Source organism: Enterobacter sp. SM3, from assembly GCF_009811935.2.
GTDB lineage: Bacteria > Pseudomonadota > Gammaproteobacteria > Enterobacterales > Enterobacteriaceae > Enterobacter > Enterobacter asburiae_D.
Genome location: NZ_CP099971.1, coordinates 969,676 through 986,826, shown reverse-complemented (window position 1 = coordinate 986,826; position 17,151 = coordinate 969,676). Strand labels below are relative to the sequence as shown.

Genomic DNA, 17,151 nt, shown 5'->3' with positions numbered 1-17,151 from the left:
GTAACGCGTGGCAGGCCAAAAAGAACAACGCCCGACATAGCCGGGCGTGTAAAGTTACGTACTGGTATTAACGGCCTGAAATAGGCGGTACGAAGACCACGCCCATATCCCATGGCTGTTCAATCCAGGTATCCTGCGGGATATCAATCACGTAATCGTCAACCAGTGGGCGACCAGCAGGTTTCGCGAAGATAGTGACGAAATGTGCTTTCGGATACATTTCGCGGATAGCGACCGCAGTACCGCCGGTATCCACCAGGTCATCAATAACGATGAAACCTTCACCGTCGCCTTCCGCACGTTTCAGCACGGTCAGCTCACGCTGGTTGTCATGGTCATAGCTGGAGATGCAAACGGTATCGACATGACGAATACCCAGCTCACGTGCCAGCAGCGCCCCCGGTACCAGACCGCCACGGCTGACGGCAATAATGCCTTTCCACTGTTCGGAAGGCATCAGACGCGCAGCCAGTTTGCGTGCGTGAATCTGCAACATGTCCCAGGTGACGACGTATTTTTCGCTCATGTGAAGTGTCCCAGCCTGTTTTTATACGGCTTAAAAAGTGTTCGAGGGGGAAATAGGTTGCGCGAGATTATAGAGATCTGACGCACTAAAAACCAGTGTTTAGCGCCCTCTGCCTGAGTTTTTACATGCTTTATGCTACCAGCCAGCAGAGAAAGTGGTATTCTCAGTTTCATCTCGCAAGCCTGACTTGTGGTAACTATTAACCTGCTAACCCTGTGACCTGCAACCCTGATTGCAGCGCCTCGACAAGGAGACTTATCGTGTCTGAACTGTCTCAATTATCTCCGCAGCCGCTGTGGGATATTTTTGCGAAAATCTGCTCCATTCCACACCCTTCCTACCATGAAGAACAGCTTGCCGAACATATTATGGGCTGGGCGAAGGAAAAAGGTCTGCATGCTGAACGTGACCAGGTTGGCAACATTCTGATCCGCAAATCGGCTACCGCAGGCATGGAAAACCGCAAACCGGTTGTGCTGCAGGCGCACCTGGACATGGTGCCACAGAAGAACAACGACACCGTTCACGACTTCACCAAAGACCCGATTCAACCGTACATCGACGGCGACTGGGTGAAAGCACGCGGCACCACGCTGGGCGCGGATAACGGCATCGGTATGGCCTCTGCGCTGGCCGTGCTGGCCGACGACAGCGTTGAGCACGGTCCGCTGGAAGTGCTGCTGACCATGACCGAAGAAGCGGGCATGGACGGCGCGTTCGGTCTGCAGGCGAACTGGCTGCAGGCGGACATCCTGATCAACACCGACTCTGAAGAAGAAGGCGAGATCTACATGGGCTGCGCGGGCGGGATTGATTTTATCTCTACCCTGCCGCTGTCGCGCGAAGCTATTCCTGCTGGCTTCCAGACCTTCAAGCTGACGCTGAAAGGGCTGAAAGGCGGCCACTCCGGCGGCGATATTCACCTGGGTCTGGGTAACGCCAACAAGCTGCTGGCGCGCTTCCTGGCAGGCCATGCGGCCGAGCTGGATCTGCGTCTGGTAGACTTCAACGGCGGTACCCTGCGCAACGCGATCCCGCGTGAAGCGTTCACCACCGTAGCAGTACCGGCGGCAAAAGCGGACGAGCTGAAAAAACTCTCCAGCGTATATCTGGATATCCTGGAAAACGAACTGTCGGCGAAAGAGAAAAACCTGACCGTGGTGCTGGAATCCGTGACCACGGATAAAGCCGCCCTGACCGCGCAGTCTCGTGACACCTTCGTTCAGTTGCTGAACGCAACGCCAAACGGCGTGATCCGCAACTCTGACGTGGCGAAAGGCGTGGTGGAAACCTCACTGAACGTGGGCGTGGTGACCATGAGCGACGACAGCGCGGAAATCATCTGCCTGATTCGTTCCCTTATCGACAGCGGTAAAGAGTATGTGGTGAGCATGCTGGAATCTCTGGGCACGCTGGCGGGCGCGAAAACGTCTGCAAAAGGCAGCTACCCGGGCTGGCAGCCGGATGCAAGTTCTCCGGTGATGGCGCTGGTGCGTGAAACCTATCAGCGTCTGTTCAACAGCACCCCGAACATCCAGGTGATCCACGCGGGTCTGGAATGTGGTCTGTTCAAGAAACCGTATCCGGATATGGATATGGTGTCCATTGGGCCAACCATTACCGGTCCGCACTCGCCAGATGAGCAGGTTCATATCGAAAGCGTCGGTCACTACTGGACGCTGCTGACTGAACTGCTGAAAGCGATCCCCGTTAAGTAATTAGCCGTTTGATGCCCGGTGGCGCTTCGCTTACCGGGCCTACGATTAAAGCACTCTACAGCCCTAATACCAGCTGCCGCTCTAACTGCGGATCCAGCAGCGTAACGTGCAAACCCACCAGCCTCACCCCTCGCCCGCCTCGTCTTTCTTCCCATGCCTTTTTCGCCGTCGCGATAAGATCGTCTTTATTCAGACGTGGCCAGACGTGTTCCTGCGTGGTCTGCTGGAAGTCGTTGAATTTTAATTTGATGCCCTGACGGGCGATGAGCAGATCCGGCTTCACCTTGCTTAAGCGTCGTTCCAGCTCCGGGTAAAGCTGTTCCGTGATAATGGTTTCGCATTCGGACCAGTCATGAATATCTTCAATAAGTGTGCGCTCAACGCCGACGGATTTACGTAGCCGCTCGCTGTTCACATCGCGATCGTCAATTCCCTGGCTGCGCTCCCACAGCACGCGGCCAAACTTCCCGAAGCGCTTGAGCAGCATCGCGAGATCGCTTCGCTGCACGTCTTCGCAGGTCCGTAGCCCCATGCTTTCCAGCTTTGCGGCGGAGACTTTCCCCACGCCCGGGATTTTACCGAGCGGCAGCGTTTTCAAAAATGCAGGCACCTCTTCCGGCGTGATGACGTACTGGCCGTTGGGCTTATTTAAATCGGAGGCAATTTTGGCGAGGAATTTAACTGGCGCGACGCCCGCAGACGCCGTCAGATTCAGTTCGTTGAAAATCGTCTGGCGGATCTCCTGAGCCATCAGCGTGGCGGAGCCGTGGCAGTGCACGCTGTCGGTGACATCCAGATAGGCTTCGTCCAGCGACAGCGGCTCTATCAGAGAGGTATAGCGGGAGAAGATTTCCCGAATATGAAGGGAAGCCTCTTTATAGGCTTCAAACCGGCCGGGCAGAAGCGTGAGATGAGGGCAAAGCTTTAAGGCCATCGCCGTTGGCATCGCGCTGCGCACGCCAAATTTGCGCGCAGGATAGTTGGCGGTGCTGATGACACCACGCTGAACGCGGCTGCCGCCAATGGCGATGGGAATATCCCGCAGCGCCGGGTTGTCACGCATCTCCACTGCGGCAAAAAAGCAGTCCATATCGACATGGATTATTTTGCGCATAGTAAGCCCTCACTCATCACTGGATAAGTATACAGTAAATAAATAAGGGTTGAGAAGTGTGCGTGGGAATTGTCGGGTGGCGGCTTCGCCTTACCCGACCTACACGACTAAATAATGCGCTGCTGCTCGCGGGCCATTCTTTTTTTCCGCGCATCGCACGGTTCCGGGCAGTCGCAAACCTTTTCCATCCCAATGGAGGAAATACCGCCGCAGCTGCCCTGAATGCTTTTCCGCTTAACGATCCAGCCTAACGACATGCCGAAGATGACAAGCACAAACACCACAAAGGTTGCCAGAAACGTCAGCATCATCAGCCTCCAAAGTCATCGAGCATGATGTTCTCATCTTCAACGCCGAGATCTTTCAGCATCTTAATCACGGCGGCGTTCATCATCGGCGGACCACACATATAGAACTCGCAGTCCTCGGGCGCCGGGTGCTGCTTGAGGTAGTTTTCATACAGCACGTTGTGGATGAACCCCGTATAGCCCGTCCAGTTATCTTCCGGCTGCGGATCGGAAAGCGCCACGTGGAAGGTAAAGTTCGGGTTTTCACGCGCCAGCTGTTTAAACTCATCATCATAAAACATCTCGCGCAGCGAGCGCGCCCCGTACCAGAAGCTGATCTTACGCTGGCTACCCAGCCGCTTGAGCTGGTCAAAGATGTGCGAGCGCATCGGGGCCATACCGGCACCGCCGCCGATAAAGACCATTTCCGCGTCGGTATCTTTCGCGAAGAACTCCCCAAACGGACCGGAGATGGTCACCTTATCTCCCGGCTTCAGAGACCAGATATATGACGACATCACGCCCGGCGGCGCGTCCGGCACATTCGGTGGCGGCGTGGCGATACGCACGTTGAGCATGATAATGCCCTTCTCTTCCGGGTAGTTTGCCATCGAGTAGGCGCGCAGCGTCGGCTCTTTTACCTCCGATACAAAGCGGAAGAGATTGAATTTGTCCCAGTCGGCACGATACTCCTCAGGCACGTCGAAGTCCGCGTAGGCCACGGTATGCTCAGGACATTCAATCTGAATGTATCCCCCGGCGCGGAACGGAACATCTTCCCCTTCAGGGACACGCAGCTTGAGCTCTTTAATGAACGTGGCTTTGTTATCATTAGAGATAACTTCGCACTCCCATTTTTTCACGCCGAAGATCTCTTCCGGCAGCTCAATCTTCATGTTCTGACGCACCGCGACCTGACAGGCCAGACGGCAGCCCTCTTTTGCCTCACGCTTTGTGATGTGCGTCAACTCGGTTGGCAGAATATCGCCACCGCCCTCTTTTACCGTCACGCGGCACTGCCCGCAAGAGCCGCCGCCGCCGCAGGCTGAGGAGACAAAAATGCCGTTACCGGAGAGCGTGTTGAGCAGCTTGTCCCCCGCCGGCGTGCGGATCTGGTTCTGCGGGTCGTCGTTAATATCAATCACCACGTCACCGGAATTCACCAGCTTCGCGCGCGCCGCCAGAATTAATCCTGACAGCACCAGTACAATCAGCGTGAACATCACCACGCCAAGGATAATTTCCATCTGTTAGCCCTTATAGCTGCACACCGGAGAAGGACATAAAGCCCAGCGCCATCAGCCCGGTGGTGATAAAGGTGATCCCTAAGCCACGCAGACCCGCAGGCACGTTGGCATATTTCATTTTCTCGCGGATCCCCGCCATGGTGACAATCGCCAGCATCCAGCCGATACCGGAACCAAAACCGTACACCACGGATTCACTGAAGTTGTAATCACGCTGAACCATAAACGAGACGCCGCCAAAGATGGCGCAGTTCACCGCGATCAGCGGCAGGAAGATCCCCAGCGCGTTGTACAGCGACGGGAAGTACTTATCGAGGATCATCTCGAGTATTTGCACCAGCGCCGCGATCACCCCGATAAAGGTGATGAAGTTCAGGAAGCTGAGATCGACCCCTTCCACCAGCGCGCCGTCCCGCAGCACAAAGTTGTACACCAGATTGTTAATCGGAACCGAAAGCCCCAACACAACGGTGACCGCCACACCCAGGCCAAATGCCGTGGAGACCTTTTTAGACACGGCAAGGAACGTACACATGCCGAGGAAAAACGCGAGCGCCATGTTTTCAACAAACACCGCGCGCACAAACAAACTCAGGTAATGAGCCATCGTCGGTTACTCCTTTTCCTGCTGTTCTGGTCTCAACGTACGAATCAGCCAGATCAACAAACCGATAATGAAAAATGCGCTAGGGGCCAGCAGGAACAGGCCGTTTGGCAGATACCAGCCGCCGTTCTGCACCGTGTCCAGCACCGTGATGCCAAACAGCTTGCCGCTGCCAATCAGCTCTCGCAGGAACCCCACGGTCAGCAGGATCACGCCGTAGCCCAGGCCATTGCCGATACCGTCCATAAAGCTCGCCAGCGGTGGCATTTTCATGGCGTAGGCTTCCGCACGCCCCATGACGATACAGTTGGTGATAATCAGCCCGACAAACACCGAGAGCTGTTTGGAGGTTTCATAGGCGAAGGCGCGCAGCAGCTGATCGACCACGATCACCAGCGAGGCGATGATCGCCATCTGCACGATGATCCTCACACTGTTGGGAATGTGGTGGCGGATCATCGAGATAAACATGCTGGAGAACGCCGTGACCAGCGTGACTGCCAGCGTCATCACCACCGCCGTTTCCAGCTTGGTCGTCACCGCCAGGGCCGAACAGACCCCCAGCACCTGCAGCGTGATCGGGTTATTGGCGAGCAGCGGGCCAATGAGCACCTTTTTGACTTCTTTCAGTTCACCGGTATCAGCCATTGTTCAGCGCTCCTTCACGTACGTTTTTCAGGAAAGGACCAAAGCCCAGCTCGCCCATCCAGAAATCAAAACTGTGCTGCACGCCTTTTGAGGTGAGCGTGGCGCCGGAAAGCCCGTCAACGGCGTAGTCGTCACCGGGACGTGCCGCCCCTTTCATCACCTTCAGCGCAGGCAGGCCGTTATCGTCGAGCACTTTCTTGCCGACAAACTGTGCCCGCCAGTTAGGGTTCTCAACTTCACCACCCAGCCCCGGCGTTTCGCCCTGGTCGTAATACGTAATGCCTTTGACCGTGCGACCATCCGTATCCAGTGCCACAAAGGCGTACATCATTGACCACAGTCCGTTACCGTAGATCGGCAGTACCACTTCCTGAATGCGTTTTTGGGGATCGCGAACCAGATAAATTTCGGCCAGGTTGCTGCGACGCTTAATCCCGGCGGGATCTTGCGATGCCTCCAGCGTCAGGCTCATCTGCGGATCTTTCAGCGCCAGCGCCTGGTTAAATTTTGCCGGGTCTTTATCCAGCAGTTCCCCCGTTTTTAAATCCACCAGACGCGCCGAAATACGTTCAGCAAAGACGGCCGAAACGTCGTCTGCGCTCATTCCTTCCTGCATCAGCCCGGCCACGGCCAGGATGTTGCGCTGTTTATCCAGCGCGCGTTGCTCCTGCTGAAGGGGTTTTAACCCAACGGCAGAACCGGCCACGACGATGGAACAGACCAGACAGAGCACCAGCACCACCAGCAGCGTTTTGCCGATGCTGTCGTTATTTTTAACCTCAGCCACGCGCCTTCCTCCGCTTAATGTTGGCCCGCACCACCAGGTAATCGAAGAGCGGCGCAAACAGGTTGGCAAACAGAATGGCCAACATCATCCCTTCCGGATACGCCGGGTTGACCACGCGGATCAGGACGCACATCGCGCCAATGAGCACGCCATAGCTCCATTTACCTTTGTCAGTAAACGAGGCCGAGACGGGATCCGTCGCCATGAACATCATGCCGAACGCGAAGCCACCCAGCACCAGATGCCAGTACCACGGCATGGAGAACATCGGGTTGGTGGTCGAGCCGATAACGTTGAACAGGGTGGCGGTCAGCACCATGCCGATCATCACGCCCGCAACTATCCGCCAGGAGGCCACGCGACCGAAAAGAATAATCGCCCCGCCAAGCAAAATCATCAGGGTAGACACTTCGCCAATGGAGCCCGGAATATTGCCAATAAAGGCATCAAACCAGGTCACAGGCAGACCCGTCGCGTTGTTAACCAGCGTTTCGCCGCCGTGTGCCGCCCACTGTGAAAGCGGCGTCGCGCCGGAGAAACCGTCTGCCGCCGTCCAGACCAGGTCGCCCGAGATTTGCGCCGGATAAGCAAAGAACAGGAACGCACGCCCCGCCAGCGCCGGGTTAAGGAAGTTCCGCCCTGTTCCGCCGAAGATCTCTTTGGCAATCACCACGCCAAAGCTGATCCCCAGCGCCGCCTGCCAGAGCGGCAGCGTCGGGGGAACAATCAGGGCAAACAGAATGGAGGTCACGAAGAAGCCTTCGTTGATCTCATGTTTACGGATGATGGCAAACAGCACTTCCCAGAAGCCGCCCACGATAAAGACCGTGATGTAAATCGGCAGGAAGAAAACCGCGCCCAGCGTCATCATGCTCAGCCAGCCCGCGTCTGCGGCAAAGCTTACCCCTAGCGACTGCGCCAGACGGTAGTGCCAGTCAGACTGGATGACCTGCGCCAGCTGCTGGGCATCGTACATGTGGTGCAGCGCCGGAAGGGTCTGCAAGCCAACGTTGTACATGCCCCAGAACATCGCCGGGAAGACCGCAAACCACACCAGGATCATCATGCGTTTCAGGTCGATGGCGTCGCGAACGTGCGCCGCCCCTTTCGTCACCAGGCCCGGCGTGTAGAAAATGGTCGTCGTTGCTTCATACAGCGGGTAGTACTTTTTGAGCTTCCCTTCGGTAAAGGGCGGCTCAATTTTTTCAAAGAGGTGTTTTAAGCCCATCGGTTATCCTTCCTGCTCAATGCGGGTTAACACCTCGCGCAATACCGGTCCATATTCGTATTTTCCCGGACAGACATAGGTACAGAGCGCCAGATCTTCTTCGTCAAGCTCAAGACAGCCCAGCGCCTGCGCGCCGTCGGTATCGCCAGCAAGGAGATCACGCAACAGCACGGTGGGTAGAATATCCAGCGGCATGACGCGCTCGTAGTTGCCAATCGGGACCATGGCGCGCTCGCCACCGTGCGTGCTGGTCGAGAAGCTAAACAGCTTATTACGCAGGAAATGGCCCAGCGTAGTCCGGGTGACGGAGTATTTTTCCGCGCCTGGCAGAACCCAGCCAAACAGCTCTTTCTCGCGCCCTTCCTGCACAATGCTGACCTGCAAATGGAAACGCCCAAGGTACGCGTGCGCATTGACAGCATGGCGCCCGCTGAGGACCGAACCGGAAATCAGGCGGTTTTCCCCCTCTTTCGTTTCCCCCACCAGCAGTTCCGTGATGTCTGCGCCCAGCAGCGTTTTTACCAGGCGCGGGTTTGCGGCCTGCGGTCCGCCGATGGCGACGATCCGTTCAGCGCTGAGTTCACCCGTAGTAAAAAGCTTACCGATGGCGATGACGTCCTGATAATTAAGATGCCAGACCCGCTTCGTCAGGCTTACTGGCTCAAGGAAATGGATGTGCGTCCCGACCAGACCTGCCGGATGTGGACCAGCAAACTCATTAAACGTGACCTGCCCCTGCGGATGCCCGCCAAGCTTGCCGCCGCCGGCCTGGCAAACGTGGACTTTTCCGGACGTGAGGCGGGTTAAAACGGTCAGTCCGGCATCGAAGGCTTTTCGCTGCGCCAGGATAACCGGCTGCGGATCCACGCTGAGCGGGTTGGTGTCGATGGCCGTGACGAAAATCGCGGCCGGCTCCGTGCCCGGAACAGGGGATTTGCTGAAGGGACGCGTACGAAGCGCGGTCCATAAACCGGAGGCCAGGAGCTGAGCCTGAACGGCGTCACGGTTCAGCGACGCGAGCTCTGCGGCGTCGTAATGGGCAAATTCACGCTGTTCATCGCCTTCAATGCGGATAACCACCGACTGCAGAACGCGCCGTTCGCCGCGGTTGATGGCCACAACGGTGCCGCTCGCGGGGGCTGTGAACATCACGCCGGGATTTTTTTTGTCCTCGAAGAGCGCCTGTCCTTTGATAACGCGATCGCCCTCCTGTACCAGCATTGAAGGACGCATTCCCAGGTAGTCGTCGCCCAAAATGGCGACATGACGGACGCTTGCGCCTGTCGAAACGTGCTGCGCTGGCACGCCTGCAATCGGCAGATTAAGTCCTTTTTTGATTTTAAACATGTGGTTAGCAGGTTTCCATGAACAACAATCCAGTGGGCGCAAAGTGTAACATTTTCACCTCCTCGCGGGCAGAGAATCCGCCGTCGCGCGCGCCAAATTGCGAGCTAATGCGCAAAGTTCCTGGAGCCATCGCAATTTTGATGGTTTATAAAGTAAAACTAATTTGTAAACTCACCGCCCGGCTCTTGCGAAAATCTATAGCGGTGCTAATGTGAGCGCTCCTAACAGAATAATCTGATTTCGGGTCTCTTTTGCCGTCCTGGCAAGTTGGTCATGGTTTTATCAAGGAACTAGTAGTATGCGTAAAATCGCATTGTTCATTGCGATGCTTCTGATTCCGTGCATGTCGTTTGCCGGACTGCTCAGCAGTAATAGCTCAACGACGCCGGTCAGCAAGGAATATAAACAGCAGTTAATGGGATCGCCGGTTTATATTCAAATCTTCAAGGAAGAACGCACTCTCGATCTGTTTGTGAAAATGGGCGAGACATATCAGCTGCTTGATAGTTACAAAATTTGTAACTACTCCGGCGGGCTGGGGCCAAAACAACGCCAGGGCGATTTCAAAAGTCCGGAAGGGTTCTACAACGTTCAGCGCAGCCAGCTCAAGCCTGACAGCCGCTTCTATAAAGCCATTAACATCGGCTTCCCGAATGCCTATGACCGTGCACACGGTTATGAAGGTAAATATCTGATGATCCACGGTGCCTGCGTGTCTATCGGCTGTTATGCGATGACAGACTCCGGCATTGATGAGATTTTCCAGTTCGTGACGGGCGCACTGGTCTTTGGGCAGCCTAACGTACAGGTCAGCATCTATCCGTTCCGCATGACGGACGCCAACATGGCGCGTCACAAGTACTCATACTACGCGGATTTCTGGAAACAGCTGAAGCCAGGTTACGACTACTTTGAGCAGACCCACAAGCCACCGGTGGTCTCTATCGTCGATGGCCGTTACGTGGTCAGCAAACCGCTGAGCCACGAAGTCGTCCACCCGCAGCTGGCGTCAAATTACACGGTCCCCGAGACAAAATAGCACCCACTCGCCTGGCATAATCTTTTGCCAGGTTTCGTTGCCCGTCAGCGGCTGCGTTGCGATAACAGTGACCACATCGTTCGGTGTGGTCTCCTTCTGAAAGTCTATTTCCACATCCTGATCCAGCAGCGTCGCAACGCCAAACGGCGCGCGGCGGGTGATCCAGAACAGATTCGTCGAGCAGAACGCCATCACGTAGCGGCCGTCAGAGAGCAGCATGTTGAACACGCCTTTTTCACGCAGTTCAGACGCCAGCGTCGCGATGTATTTGAATACGGCGGCCATGTTGCCGGGCGTGCGGGGATAGCGCTCCGTCAGCTTGTGCAGCAGCCAGCAGAACGCTTTTTCGCTGTCCGTTTCGCCGACCGGGCGGAAATTGCCCGTCTCCAGCGACTTATAGCCCGTAAGCTGCCCGTTGTGCGCGTAGGTCCAGTTACGGCCCCACAGTTCACGGGTAAACGGATGGGTATTTTCCAGCGCCACTTCGCCGCGGTTAGCCTGACGGATGTGGGCGATCACCGAGCGGGACTTGATGGGGTAGTCCTGCACCAGTTTTGCAATCGGTGAGTTAAAGCTGGGCTGTGGATCTTTGAACGTGCGACACCCTTTGCCTTCGTAGAAGGTGATGCCCCAGCCGTCTTTATGCGGCCCGGTTCCTCCACCGCGCTGAACCAGCCCGGTGAAACTAAAGCAAATATCGGTTGGCACATTGGCGCTCATCCCGAGCAGTTCGCACATACGTCACCTCCACAACAGCGGGGGCAAGAGTGCCCCCAGCGAAGTCTTACTTAACCATCTCTTTTTCGATCAGCTGGATCAGGATGTGGATCACTTTAATGTGAATTTCCTGAATACGGTCAGCATAACCGAAGTGCGGAACGCGAATTTCGACATCCGCTGTACCGTCCATCTTACCGCCATCTTTACCGGTCAGGGTGATGACTTTCATCCCTTTTTCACGCGCGGCGGCGATCGCTTTGATCACGTTGCCGGAGTTGCCGGAGGTAGAAATCCCCAGCAGCACGTCGCCTTCACGGCCTACCGCTTCAACGTAGCGGGAGAAGATGTGGTCGTAACCGAAGTCGTTGCCTACGCAGGAGATGTGGCTCACGTCGGAAATCGCAATCGCCGGGTAGCCCGGACGGTTTTCGCGATAGCGTCCGGTCAGCTCTTCTGCGAAGTGCATAGCGTCACAGTGGGAACCGCCGTTACCGCAGGAGAGCACTTTGCCACCGGCTTTGAAGCTGTCGGCCAGCAGGACCGCCGCGCGCTGAATAGCGTGAATATTGGCATCATCTTTCAGAAAGTTCGCCAGCGTTTCCGCCGCTTCGTTCAGTTCGTTACGAATAAGATCCTGGTACATGAGGATAATCCTTCAGTATTGATGAAATAACACAGTGGAGTGTACCGGATAGCGGGAAAAGCGAGAAGCTAAAGCCATGCGAATCATCCGGCGTTTTGATTTTTTGTGCCGGCTAAAACACGAACAATGTGAACCAGGTTGTAATTATTTTGTAAACACATTGCTAAAGGAATTCACATCAACTACAACCATATCATCACAAGTGGTCAGACCTCCTACAAGCAAGGGAGCTTTTCTTTATGATGATTTTGAGCATTCTCGCAACCGTTGTACTGCTCGGTGTGCTGTTCTATCACCGCGTAAGTTTATTCCTGAGCAGCCTGATTCTTCTGGCCTGGACGGCTGCGCTTGGCGTCGCAGGCCTCTGGAATATCTGGCTTTTAGTCCCTCTTGCCATCATTCTTCTGCCGTTTAACCTGGCGCCGATGCGTAAATCAATGATCTCTGCGCCGGTGTTCAAAGGCTTCCGCAAAGTGATGCCGCCCATGTCGCGTACCGAGAAAGAAGCGATTGACGCGGGTACCACCTGGTGGGAAGGCGATCTGTTCCAGGGCAACCCGGACTGGAAAAAGCTGCACAACTATCCGCAGCCGCGCCTGACCGCTGAAGAGCAGGCCTTTATTGACGGCCCGGTGGAAGAAGCGTGCCGCATGGCCAACGACTTTGCCATCACCCATGAAATGGCCGACCTGCCGCCAGAGCTGTGGGCGTATCTGAAAGAACATCGCTTCTTCGCGATGATCATCAAGAAAGAGTACGGCGGTCTGGAATTCTCCGCTTACGCTCAGGCTCGCGTTCTGCAAAAGCTGGCGGGCGTTTCCGGGATCCTGGCGATTACGGTTGGCGTACCTAACTCCTTAGGCCCGGGCGAACTGCTGCAGCATTACGGTACCGAAGAGCAGAAAGATCACTACCTGCCGCGTCTGGCACGCGGTCAGGAAATCCCTTGCTTCGCGCTGACCAGCCCGGAAGCCGGCTCCGATGCGGGCGCGATCCCGGATACCGGCGTGGTCTGCATGGGCGAATGGCAGGGCGAACAGGTGCTGGGCATGCGCCTGACCTGGAACAAGCGTTATATCACCCTGGCGCCAATCGCCACCGTGCTGGGTCTGGCCTTTAAGCTCTCTGACCCGGAAAAACTGCTGGGCGGTGAAGAAGATCTGGGCATTACCTGTGCGCTGATCCCAACCTCTACCCCAGGCGTTGAAATTGGTCACCGTCACTTCCCGCTGAACGTGCCGTTCCAGAACGGTCCGACCCGCGGTCAGGATATCTTTGTGCCGATTGATTACATCATCGGTGGCCCGAAAATGGCCGGCCAGGGCTGGCGTATGCTGGTTGAATGCCTGTCTGTGGGCCGCGGCATTACCCTGCCGTCGAACTCAACCGGCGGTCTGAAGTCGGTCGCGATGGGGATTGGTGCCTACGCCCACATCCGCCGTCAGTTCAAAATCTCCATCGGCAAGATGGAAGGTATCGAAGAGCCGCTGGCGCGTATCGCGGGCAATGCCTACGTGATGGATGCCGCTGCTTCTCTGATTACCTACGGCATCATGCTGGGCGAAAAACCGGCCGTGCTGTCCGCGATTGTGAAGTACCACTGTACCCACCGCGCGCAGCAGTCGATCATTGACGCGATGGATATCGCAGGCGGTAAAGGCATTATGCTCGGCGAAGGCAACTTCCTGGCGCGCGGCTATCAGGGCGCACCGATTGCCATCACCGTGGAAGGGGCAAACATCCTGACCCGCAGCATGATGATCTTCGGTCAGGGCGCAATTCGCTGCCATCCGTACGTGCTGGAAGAGATGGCCGCTGCGCAGAACAACGACGTGGATGCCTTCGATAAGCTGCTGTTCAAGCATATCGGTCACGTGGGCAGCAACAAGGTGCGCAGCTTCTGGCTGGGCCTGACGCGCGGTCTTACCAGCGCGACGCCGACCGGCGATGCGACCAAACGTTACTACCAGCATCTGAACCGACTGAGCGCCAACCTGGCTCTGCTGTCTGACGTCTCCATGGCGGTGCTGGGCGGCAGCCTGAAGCGTCGCGAGCGTATCTCTGCTCGTCTGGGCGATGTGCTGAGCCAGATCTTCCTGGCCTCTGCGGTCCTGAAGCGCTACGACGACGAAGGCCGTCAGGAAGCGGATCTGCCGCTGGTGCACTGGGGCGTTCAGGATGCGATGTATCAGGCTGAACAGGCGATTGATGACCTGCTGGCGAACTTCCCGAACCGCTTCGTGGCGGGCGCCCTGCGCGCGGTGATCTTCCCGACCGGTCGTCACCACCTGGCGCCGTCCGACAAGCTGGACCACAAGGTGGCGAAGATCCTGCAGGTACCGAGCGCAACCCGCTCCCGCATTGGCCGCGGTCAGTATCTGACGCCGACGCCGCATAACCCTGTGGGTCTGCTGGAAGAGGCGCTGCTGGACGTGATGGCTGCCGATCCGATTCATCAGAAGATCTGTAAGCAGCTGGGCAAAAACCTGCCGTTTACCCGTCTGGACGAACTGGCAAAACAGGCGCTGGCCGGTGGCATTATCAATAAAGATGAAGCCGCGCTGTTGGTGAAAGCCGAAGAGAGCCGTCTGCGCAGTATTAACGTGGATGATTTCGAACCGGACGAGCTGGCGACGCAGCCGGTAAAGCTGCCGGAGAAGCACCGCAAGCCTGAAGCGGCGTAACGCGTTTCGCTTATACAAACCCCGCCTCGCGCGGGGTTTTTTATTGCCACATTTTCTCGTAATGACGTGCTACAGTGTCAAAAAGCGGTCTTTTGAGGAGTCTGTATCGTGCCTGGTTTGAAGATTTCGATTTTGCAGCAACCTTTAGTGTGGATGGATGGCCCCGCCAACCTGCGCCACTTTGATCGTCAACTGGAAGAGATTACCGGGCGTGATGTGATTGTCCTGCCGGAGATGTTCACGACCGGTTTCGCCATGGAAGCGGCACAACAGTCAATGCCGCAGGATGAGGTGGTCGCCTGGATGCATGCCAAAGCGCAGCAGACCAACGCGCTGATTGCCGGAAGCGCCGCCCTGCAAACGGAGCGCGGGCCCGTGAACCGCTTCCTGCTGGTGGAGCCCGAAGGGAAAGTGCACTTTTACGATAAGCGCCACCTGTTCCGCATGGCGGATGAGCATCATCACTATGAAGCGGGTCACGAGCGCGTGGTGTTTGAATGGCGCGGCTGGCGTATTCTGCCGCTGGTCTGCTACGACCTGCGCTTCCCGGTGTGGTCGCGCAACCGCAACGATTACGACCTGGCGCTGTATGTCGCCAACTGGCCTGCGCCGCGCTCCCTGCACTGGCAATCGCTGCTGGTGGCGCGCGCGATTGAGAACCAGGCGTACGTGGTGGGCTGTAACCGCGTGGGAACGGACGGCAACGGACATCACTACCGCGGCGACAGCCGGGTGGTGAATCCTCAGGGCGAGATAATTGCCACCGCCGAGCCGCATCAGGCGACGCGCATTGATGCCGAGCTGTCGTTGACGGCGCTGAAGGAGTATCGGGAGAAGTTTCCGGCATGGCAGGATGCGGATCCGTTTAGCATTGGGTGAAAAAAAGCCGGGTGGCGGCTACGCCTTACCCGGCCTACAAAAGCACAGCGCAGCGCCACCGGGCGTTAATTAACTCACCAACGCCTGCCCGTCTTTGCGGCTTTCCGTCGCGGCCACGTAGTGCCCTTCCGGCAGGCGGTAAATCACCTGAGCCCCGCCGAAGTTGTAATCCTGAAGCGGATCTTCCACCACGATCTGATGCCCGCGCTCGCGCAGCGCGGCGATAGTATTGCGATCGAACGTCGATTCAACGATCACCTCCCTGCCCTGCACCACGCGCCAGCGCGGAGCGTCGATTGCCGCCTGCGGGTTTTGTCCATGCAGCATAATGCGCAGCGCCATCTGCATGTGCCCCTGCGCCTGCATCGGGCCGCCCATCACGCCAAAGGACATCAGCGGCTGGCCGTTGCCGTCCATCGCAAAGCCCGGAATGATGGTGTGGAACGGACGCTTGCTGCCCGCCAGCGCGTTCGGGTGATTGGGATCCAGCACGAACCCGCAGCCCCGGTTTTGCAGGCTGATCCCCGTATCCGGCACCACGATGCCTGAACCGAAGCCCATATAGTTGGACTGAATAAACGAGACCATCATCCCGCTGGCGTCGGCGGTACTGATGTAGACCGTGCCGCTCTGCGTCGGGGAACCGTAGACAAAATCTGAGGCCTTATCATGGTCAATAAGCGCCGCACGCGACTCCAGATAGTGGTCGCTCAGCAGCTCTTTTGCCGCGAACGTCATGTGCTCTTCATCCGCCACGTAGCGGTCGAGATCCGCCAGCGCCAGCTTCATCGCCTCGATGGACAGGTGCAGGGACTGCACGGAATCCGGGTGATGCTTCTCAATACCGCACTGCTCCAGAATGCCGAGCGCAATCAGGGTGGCGATCCCCTGGCCGTTTGGCGGCAGCTCCTGCACCGAGCCGCCCGCGAAGTCGCGCGACAGCAGCTCCACCCAGTCCACGCGGTGGTTTGCCAGATCCTCAGCCGTCAGGTGCGCACCGTGTTCTTTGGCAAAAGCAGCAATTTTCTGCGCCAGCTCGCCGCGGTAAAAAGCGTCGCCGTTAGTTTTAGCAATCAGCTCCAGCGAGTTCGCCTGCGCCGGGTTACGGAAAATTTCCCCCACGCGCGGGGCGCGGCCTTCCGGCGCGAAGCAGGCGCTAAAGCCCGGCTGATCTTTCAGCTTGCTATAGCCGCGCTGCCACAGATGGCCGATCAGCGGGGAGACCGGGAAACCGTTGCGCGCGTAGTCTATGGCAGGCTGCGCCAGGGTGGTCAGCGGCAGCGTGCCGAAGCGTTCCGCCAGGGCGACCCAGCCGGAGACCGCGCCCGGCACGGTCACCGCGTCCCAGCCGATTTCCGGCACAGCCGTTTTACCGGCAAACAGATCCGCATGCCAGCTGGCAGGCGAACGGCCGGACGCGTTGAGGCCGTGCAGCTTTTCACCGTCCCAGACGATGGCAAAGGCGTCGCTGCCAATCCCGTTGCCGGTCGGCTCAACCACCGTTAGCGCCATCGCGGTGGCAATGGCCGCATCCACGGCATTCCCGCCAAGCTGCAGCATTTTCATGCCTGCCTGTGCCGCCAGCGGCTGCGACGTGGCAACCGCGTTATGGCCCAGCATCGGCGGGCGTCTAGAATCGTAACCGGACGTAAAATCAAGCGCTTTGGTCATCATGACTCC

Annotated in this window: 16 protein-coding genes; 4 read left to right on the top strand and 12 right to left on the bottom strand. The window is 57.2% G+C overall.

Translation table 11 applies throughout. From position 1 onward, the window contains the following. Window positions 1-67: 67 nt before the first annotated feature. Window positions 68-526, bottom strand: coding sequence for a xanthine phosphoribosyltransferase (gene gpt, locus GVO84_RS04515; protein ID WP_010427903.1), 459 nt, complete (start codon window positions 524-526; stop codon window positions 68-70). Window positions 527-786: 260 nt separating this feature from the next. Here gpt and pepD point away from each other — a divergent pair, with 260 nt between their 5' ends. Next, window positions 787-2,244 carry a cytosol nonspecific dipeptidase gene (pepD, locus tag GVO84_RS04510; RefSeq protein WP_159515571.1) on the top strand — a complete coding sequence of 486 codons (1,458 nt, stop codon included), beginning with the start codon at window positions 787-789 and terminating at the stop codon, window positions 2,242-2,244. 55 nt (window positions 2,245-2,299) lie between these two features. On the opposite strand, the gene dinB is transcribed toward pepD, so the two are convergent. The 8 genes from dinB to GVO84_RS04470 all read right to left on the bottom strand — a co-directional run bounded on the left by dinB (window position 2,300) and on the right by GVO84_RS04470 (window position 9,506). Beyond that, window positions 2,300-3,358 (bottom strand): DNA polymerase IV, encoded by a 1,059-nt coding sequence (gene dinB / locus GVO84_RS04505; protein WP_159515570.1) that lies wholly within the window; start codon window positions 3,356-3,358, stop codon window positions 2,300-2,302. 107 nt (window positions 3,359-3,465) lie between these two features. Then, window positions 3,466-3,669, bottom strand: coding sequence for a (Na+)-NQR maturation NqrM (gene nqrM / locus GVO84_RS04500; RefSeq protein ID WP_023615899.1), 204 nt, complete (start codon window positions 3,667-3,669; stop codon window positions 3,466-3,468). Then, on the bottom strand, window positions 3,669-4,892 hold the full coding sequence (gene nqrF, locus GVO84_RS04495) for an NADH:ubiquinone reductase (Na(+)-transporting) subunit F (protein ID WP_159515569.1): 1,224 nt from the start codon (window positions 4,890-4,892) through the stop codon (window positions 3,669-3,671). Before nqrF ends, nqrM begins: the two co-directional genes overlap by 1 nt. Before the next feature lie 10 nt (window positions 4,893-4,902). After that, on the bottom strand, window positions 4,903-5,499 hold the full coding sequence (gene nqrE / locus GVO84_RS04490) for an NADH:ubiquinone reductase (Na(+)-transporting) subunit E (RefSeq protein WP_023334613.1): 597 nt from the start codon (window positions 5,497-5,499) through the stop codon (window positions 4,903-4,905). A 6-nt stretch (window positions 5,500-5,505) separates the two neighbouring features. Continuing rightward, complete coding sequence (locus tag GVO84_RS04485; protein ID WP_008500256.1) at window positions 5,506-6,144, bottom strand: NADH:ubiquinone reductase (Na(+)-transporting) subunit D; 639 nt, start codon at window positions 6,142-6,144, stop codon at window positions 5,506-5,508. Beyond that, complete coding sequence (locus GVO84_RS04480; protein WP_121425638.1) at window positions 6,137-6,931, bottom strand: Na(+)-translocating NADH-quinone reductase subunit C; 795 nt, start codon at window positions 6,929-6,931, stop codon at window positions 6,137-6,139. Before GVO84_RS04480 ends, GVO84_RS04485 begins: the two co-directional genes overlap by 8 nt. Next, window positions 6,924-8,159, bottom strand: coding sequence for an NADH:ubiquinone reductase (Na(+)-transporting) subunit B (locus tag GVO84_RS04475; RefSeq protein WP_159515568.1), 1,236 nt, complete (start codon window positions 8,157-8,159; stop codon window positions 6,924-6,926). The genes GVO84_RS04480 and GVO84_RS04475 overlap by 8 nt, the downstream gene beginning before the upstream one ends. A 3-nt stretch (window positions 8,160-8,162) precedes the next feature. Beyond that, entirely contained in the window at window positions 8,163-9,506 is a 1,344-nt protein-coding gene (locus GVO84_RS04470) for a Na(+)-translocating NADH-quinone reductase subunit A (protein ID WP_159515567.1), read from the bottom strand. Window positions 9,507-9,804: 298 nt separating this feature from the next. Between GVO84_RS04470 and dpaA the strand changes: the two genes are divergently transcribed. Further along, the gene (dpaA, locus tag GVO84_RS04465) at window positions 9,805-10,545 is read left to right on the top strand and encodes a peptidoglycan meso-diaminopimelic acid protein amidase (RefSeq protein ID WP_111965861.1); all 741 of its coding nucleotides are present in this window, start codon (window positions 9,805-9,807) and stop codon (window positions 10,543-10,545) included. Here dpaA and GVO84_RS04460 read toward each other — a convergent pair. Together GVO84_RS04460 and lpcA are read right to left on the bottom strand one after the other, a co-directional pair. After that, window positions 10,516-11,283, bottom strand: coding sequence for a class II glutamine amidotransferase (locus GVO84_RS04460; protein WP_010427885.1), 768 nt, complete (start codon window positions 11,281-11,283; stop codon window positions 10,516-10,518). The two genes, dpaA and GVO84_RS04460, sit on opposite strands and share 30 nt — an antisense overlap. A 46-nt stretch (window positions 11,284-11,329) precedes the next feature. After that, window positions 11,330-11,908, bottom strand: coding sequence for a D-sedoheptulose 7-phosphate isomerase (gene lpcA, locus GVO84_RS04455; RefSeq protein ID WP_010427884.1), 579 nt, complete (start codon window positions 11,906-11,908; stop codon window positions 11,330-11,332). Between the two features lie 239 nt (window positions 11,909-12,147). Here lpcA and fadE point away from each other — a divergent pair, with 239 nt between their 5' ends. Both fadE and GVO84_RS04445 read left to right on the top strand, forming a co-directional pair. Further along, complete coding sequence (gene fadE / locus GVO84_RS04450) at window positions 12,148-14,592, top strand: acyl-CoA dehydrogenase FadE (RefSeq protein ID WP_159515566.1); 2,445 nt, start codon at window positions 12,148-12,150, stop codon at window positions 14,590-14,592. A gap of 108 nt (window positions 14,593-14,700) precedes the next feature. Further along, window positions 14,701-15,471 (top strand): amidohydrolase, encoded by a 771-nt coding sequence (locus tag GVO84_RS04445; protein WP_032661711.1) that lies wholly within the window; start codon window positions 14,701-14,703, stop codon window positions 15,469-15,471. Window positions 15,472-15,540: 69 nt separating this feature from the next. Here GVO84_RS04445 and GVO84_RS04440 read toward each other — a convergent pair whose 3' ends face one another. Continuing rightward, entirely contained in the window at window positions 15,541-17,142 is a 1,602-nt protein-coding gene (locus GVO84_RS04440; protein ID WP_159515708.1) for a gamma-glutamyltransferase family protein, read from the bottom strand. Between the last annotated feature and the right edge of the window lie 9 nt (window positions 17,143-17,151).

Bases quoted from the DNA above. Each gene is read 5' to 3' on its own strand.
- gpt (WP_010427903.1), bottom strand. From the start codon at position 526: ATGAGCGAAAAATACGTCGTCACCTGGGACATGTTGCAGATTCACGCA.
- dinB (WP_159515570.1), bottom strand. From the start codon at position 3,358: ATGCGCAAAATAATCCATGTCGATATGGACTGCTTTTTTGCCGCAGTG.
- nqrM (WP_023615899.1), bottom strand. From the start codon at position 3,669: ATGATGCTGACGTTTCTGGCAACCTTTGTGGTGTTTGTGCTTGTCATC.
- nqrF (WP_159515569.1), bottom strand. From the start codon at position 4,892: ATGGAAATTATCCTTGGCGTGGTGATGTTCACGCTGATTGTACTGGTG.
- nqrE (WP_023334613.1), bottom strand. From the start codon at position 5,499: ATGGCTCATTACCTGAGTTTGTTTGTGCGCGCGGTGTTTGTTGAAAAC.
- GVO84_RS04485 (WP_008500256.1), bottom strand. From the start codon at position 6,144: ATGGCTGATACCGGTGAACTGAAAGAAGTCAAAAAGGTGCTCATTGGC.
- GVO84_RS04475 (WP_159515568.1), bottom strand. From the start codon at position 8,159: ATGGGCTTAAAACACCTCTTTGAAAAAATTGAGCCGCCCTTTACCGAA.
- GVO84_RS04470 (WP_159515567.1), bottom strand. From the start codon at position 9,506: ATGTTTAAAATCAAAAAAGGACTTAATCTGCCGATTGCAGGCGTGCCA.
- dpaA (WP_111965861.1), top strand. From the start codon at position 9,805: ATGCGTAAAATCGCATTGTTCATTGCGATGCTTCTGATTCCGTGCATG.
- GVO84_RS04460 (WP_010427885.1), bottom strand. From the start codon at position 11,283: ATGTGCGAACTGCTCGGGATGAGCGCCAATGTGCCAACCGATATTTGC.
- lpcA (WP_010427884.1), bottom strand. From the start codon at position 11,908: ATGTACCAGGATCTTATTCGTAACGAACTGAACGAAGCGGCGGAAACG.
- fadE (WP_159515566.1), top strand. From the start codon at position 12,148: ATGATGATTTTGAGCATTCTCGCAACCGTTGTACTGCTCGGTGTGCTG.
- GVO84_RS04440 (WP_159515708.1), bottom strand. From the start codon at position 17,142: ATGACCAAAGCGCTTGATTTTACGTCCGGTTACGATTCTAGACGCCCG.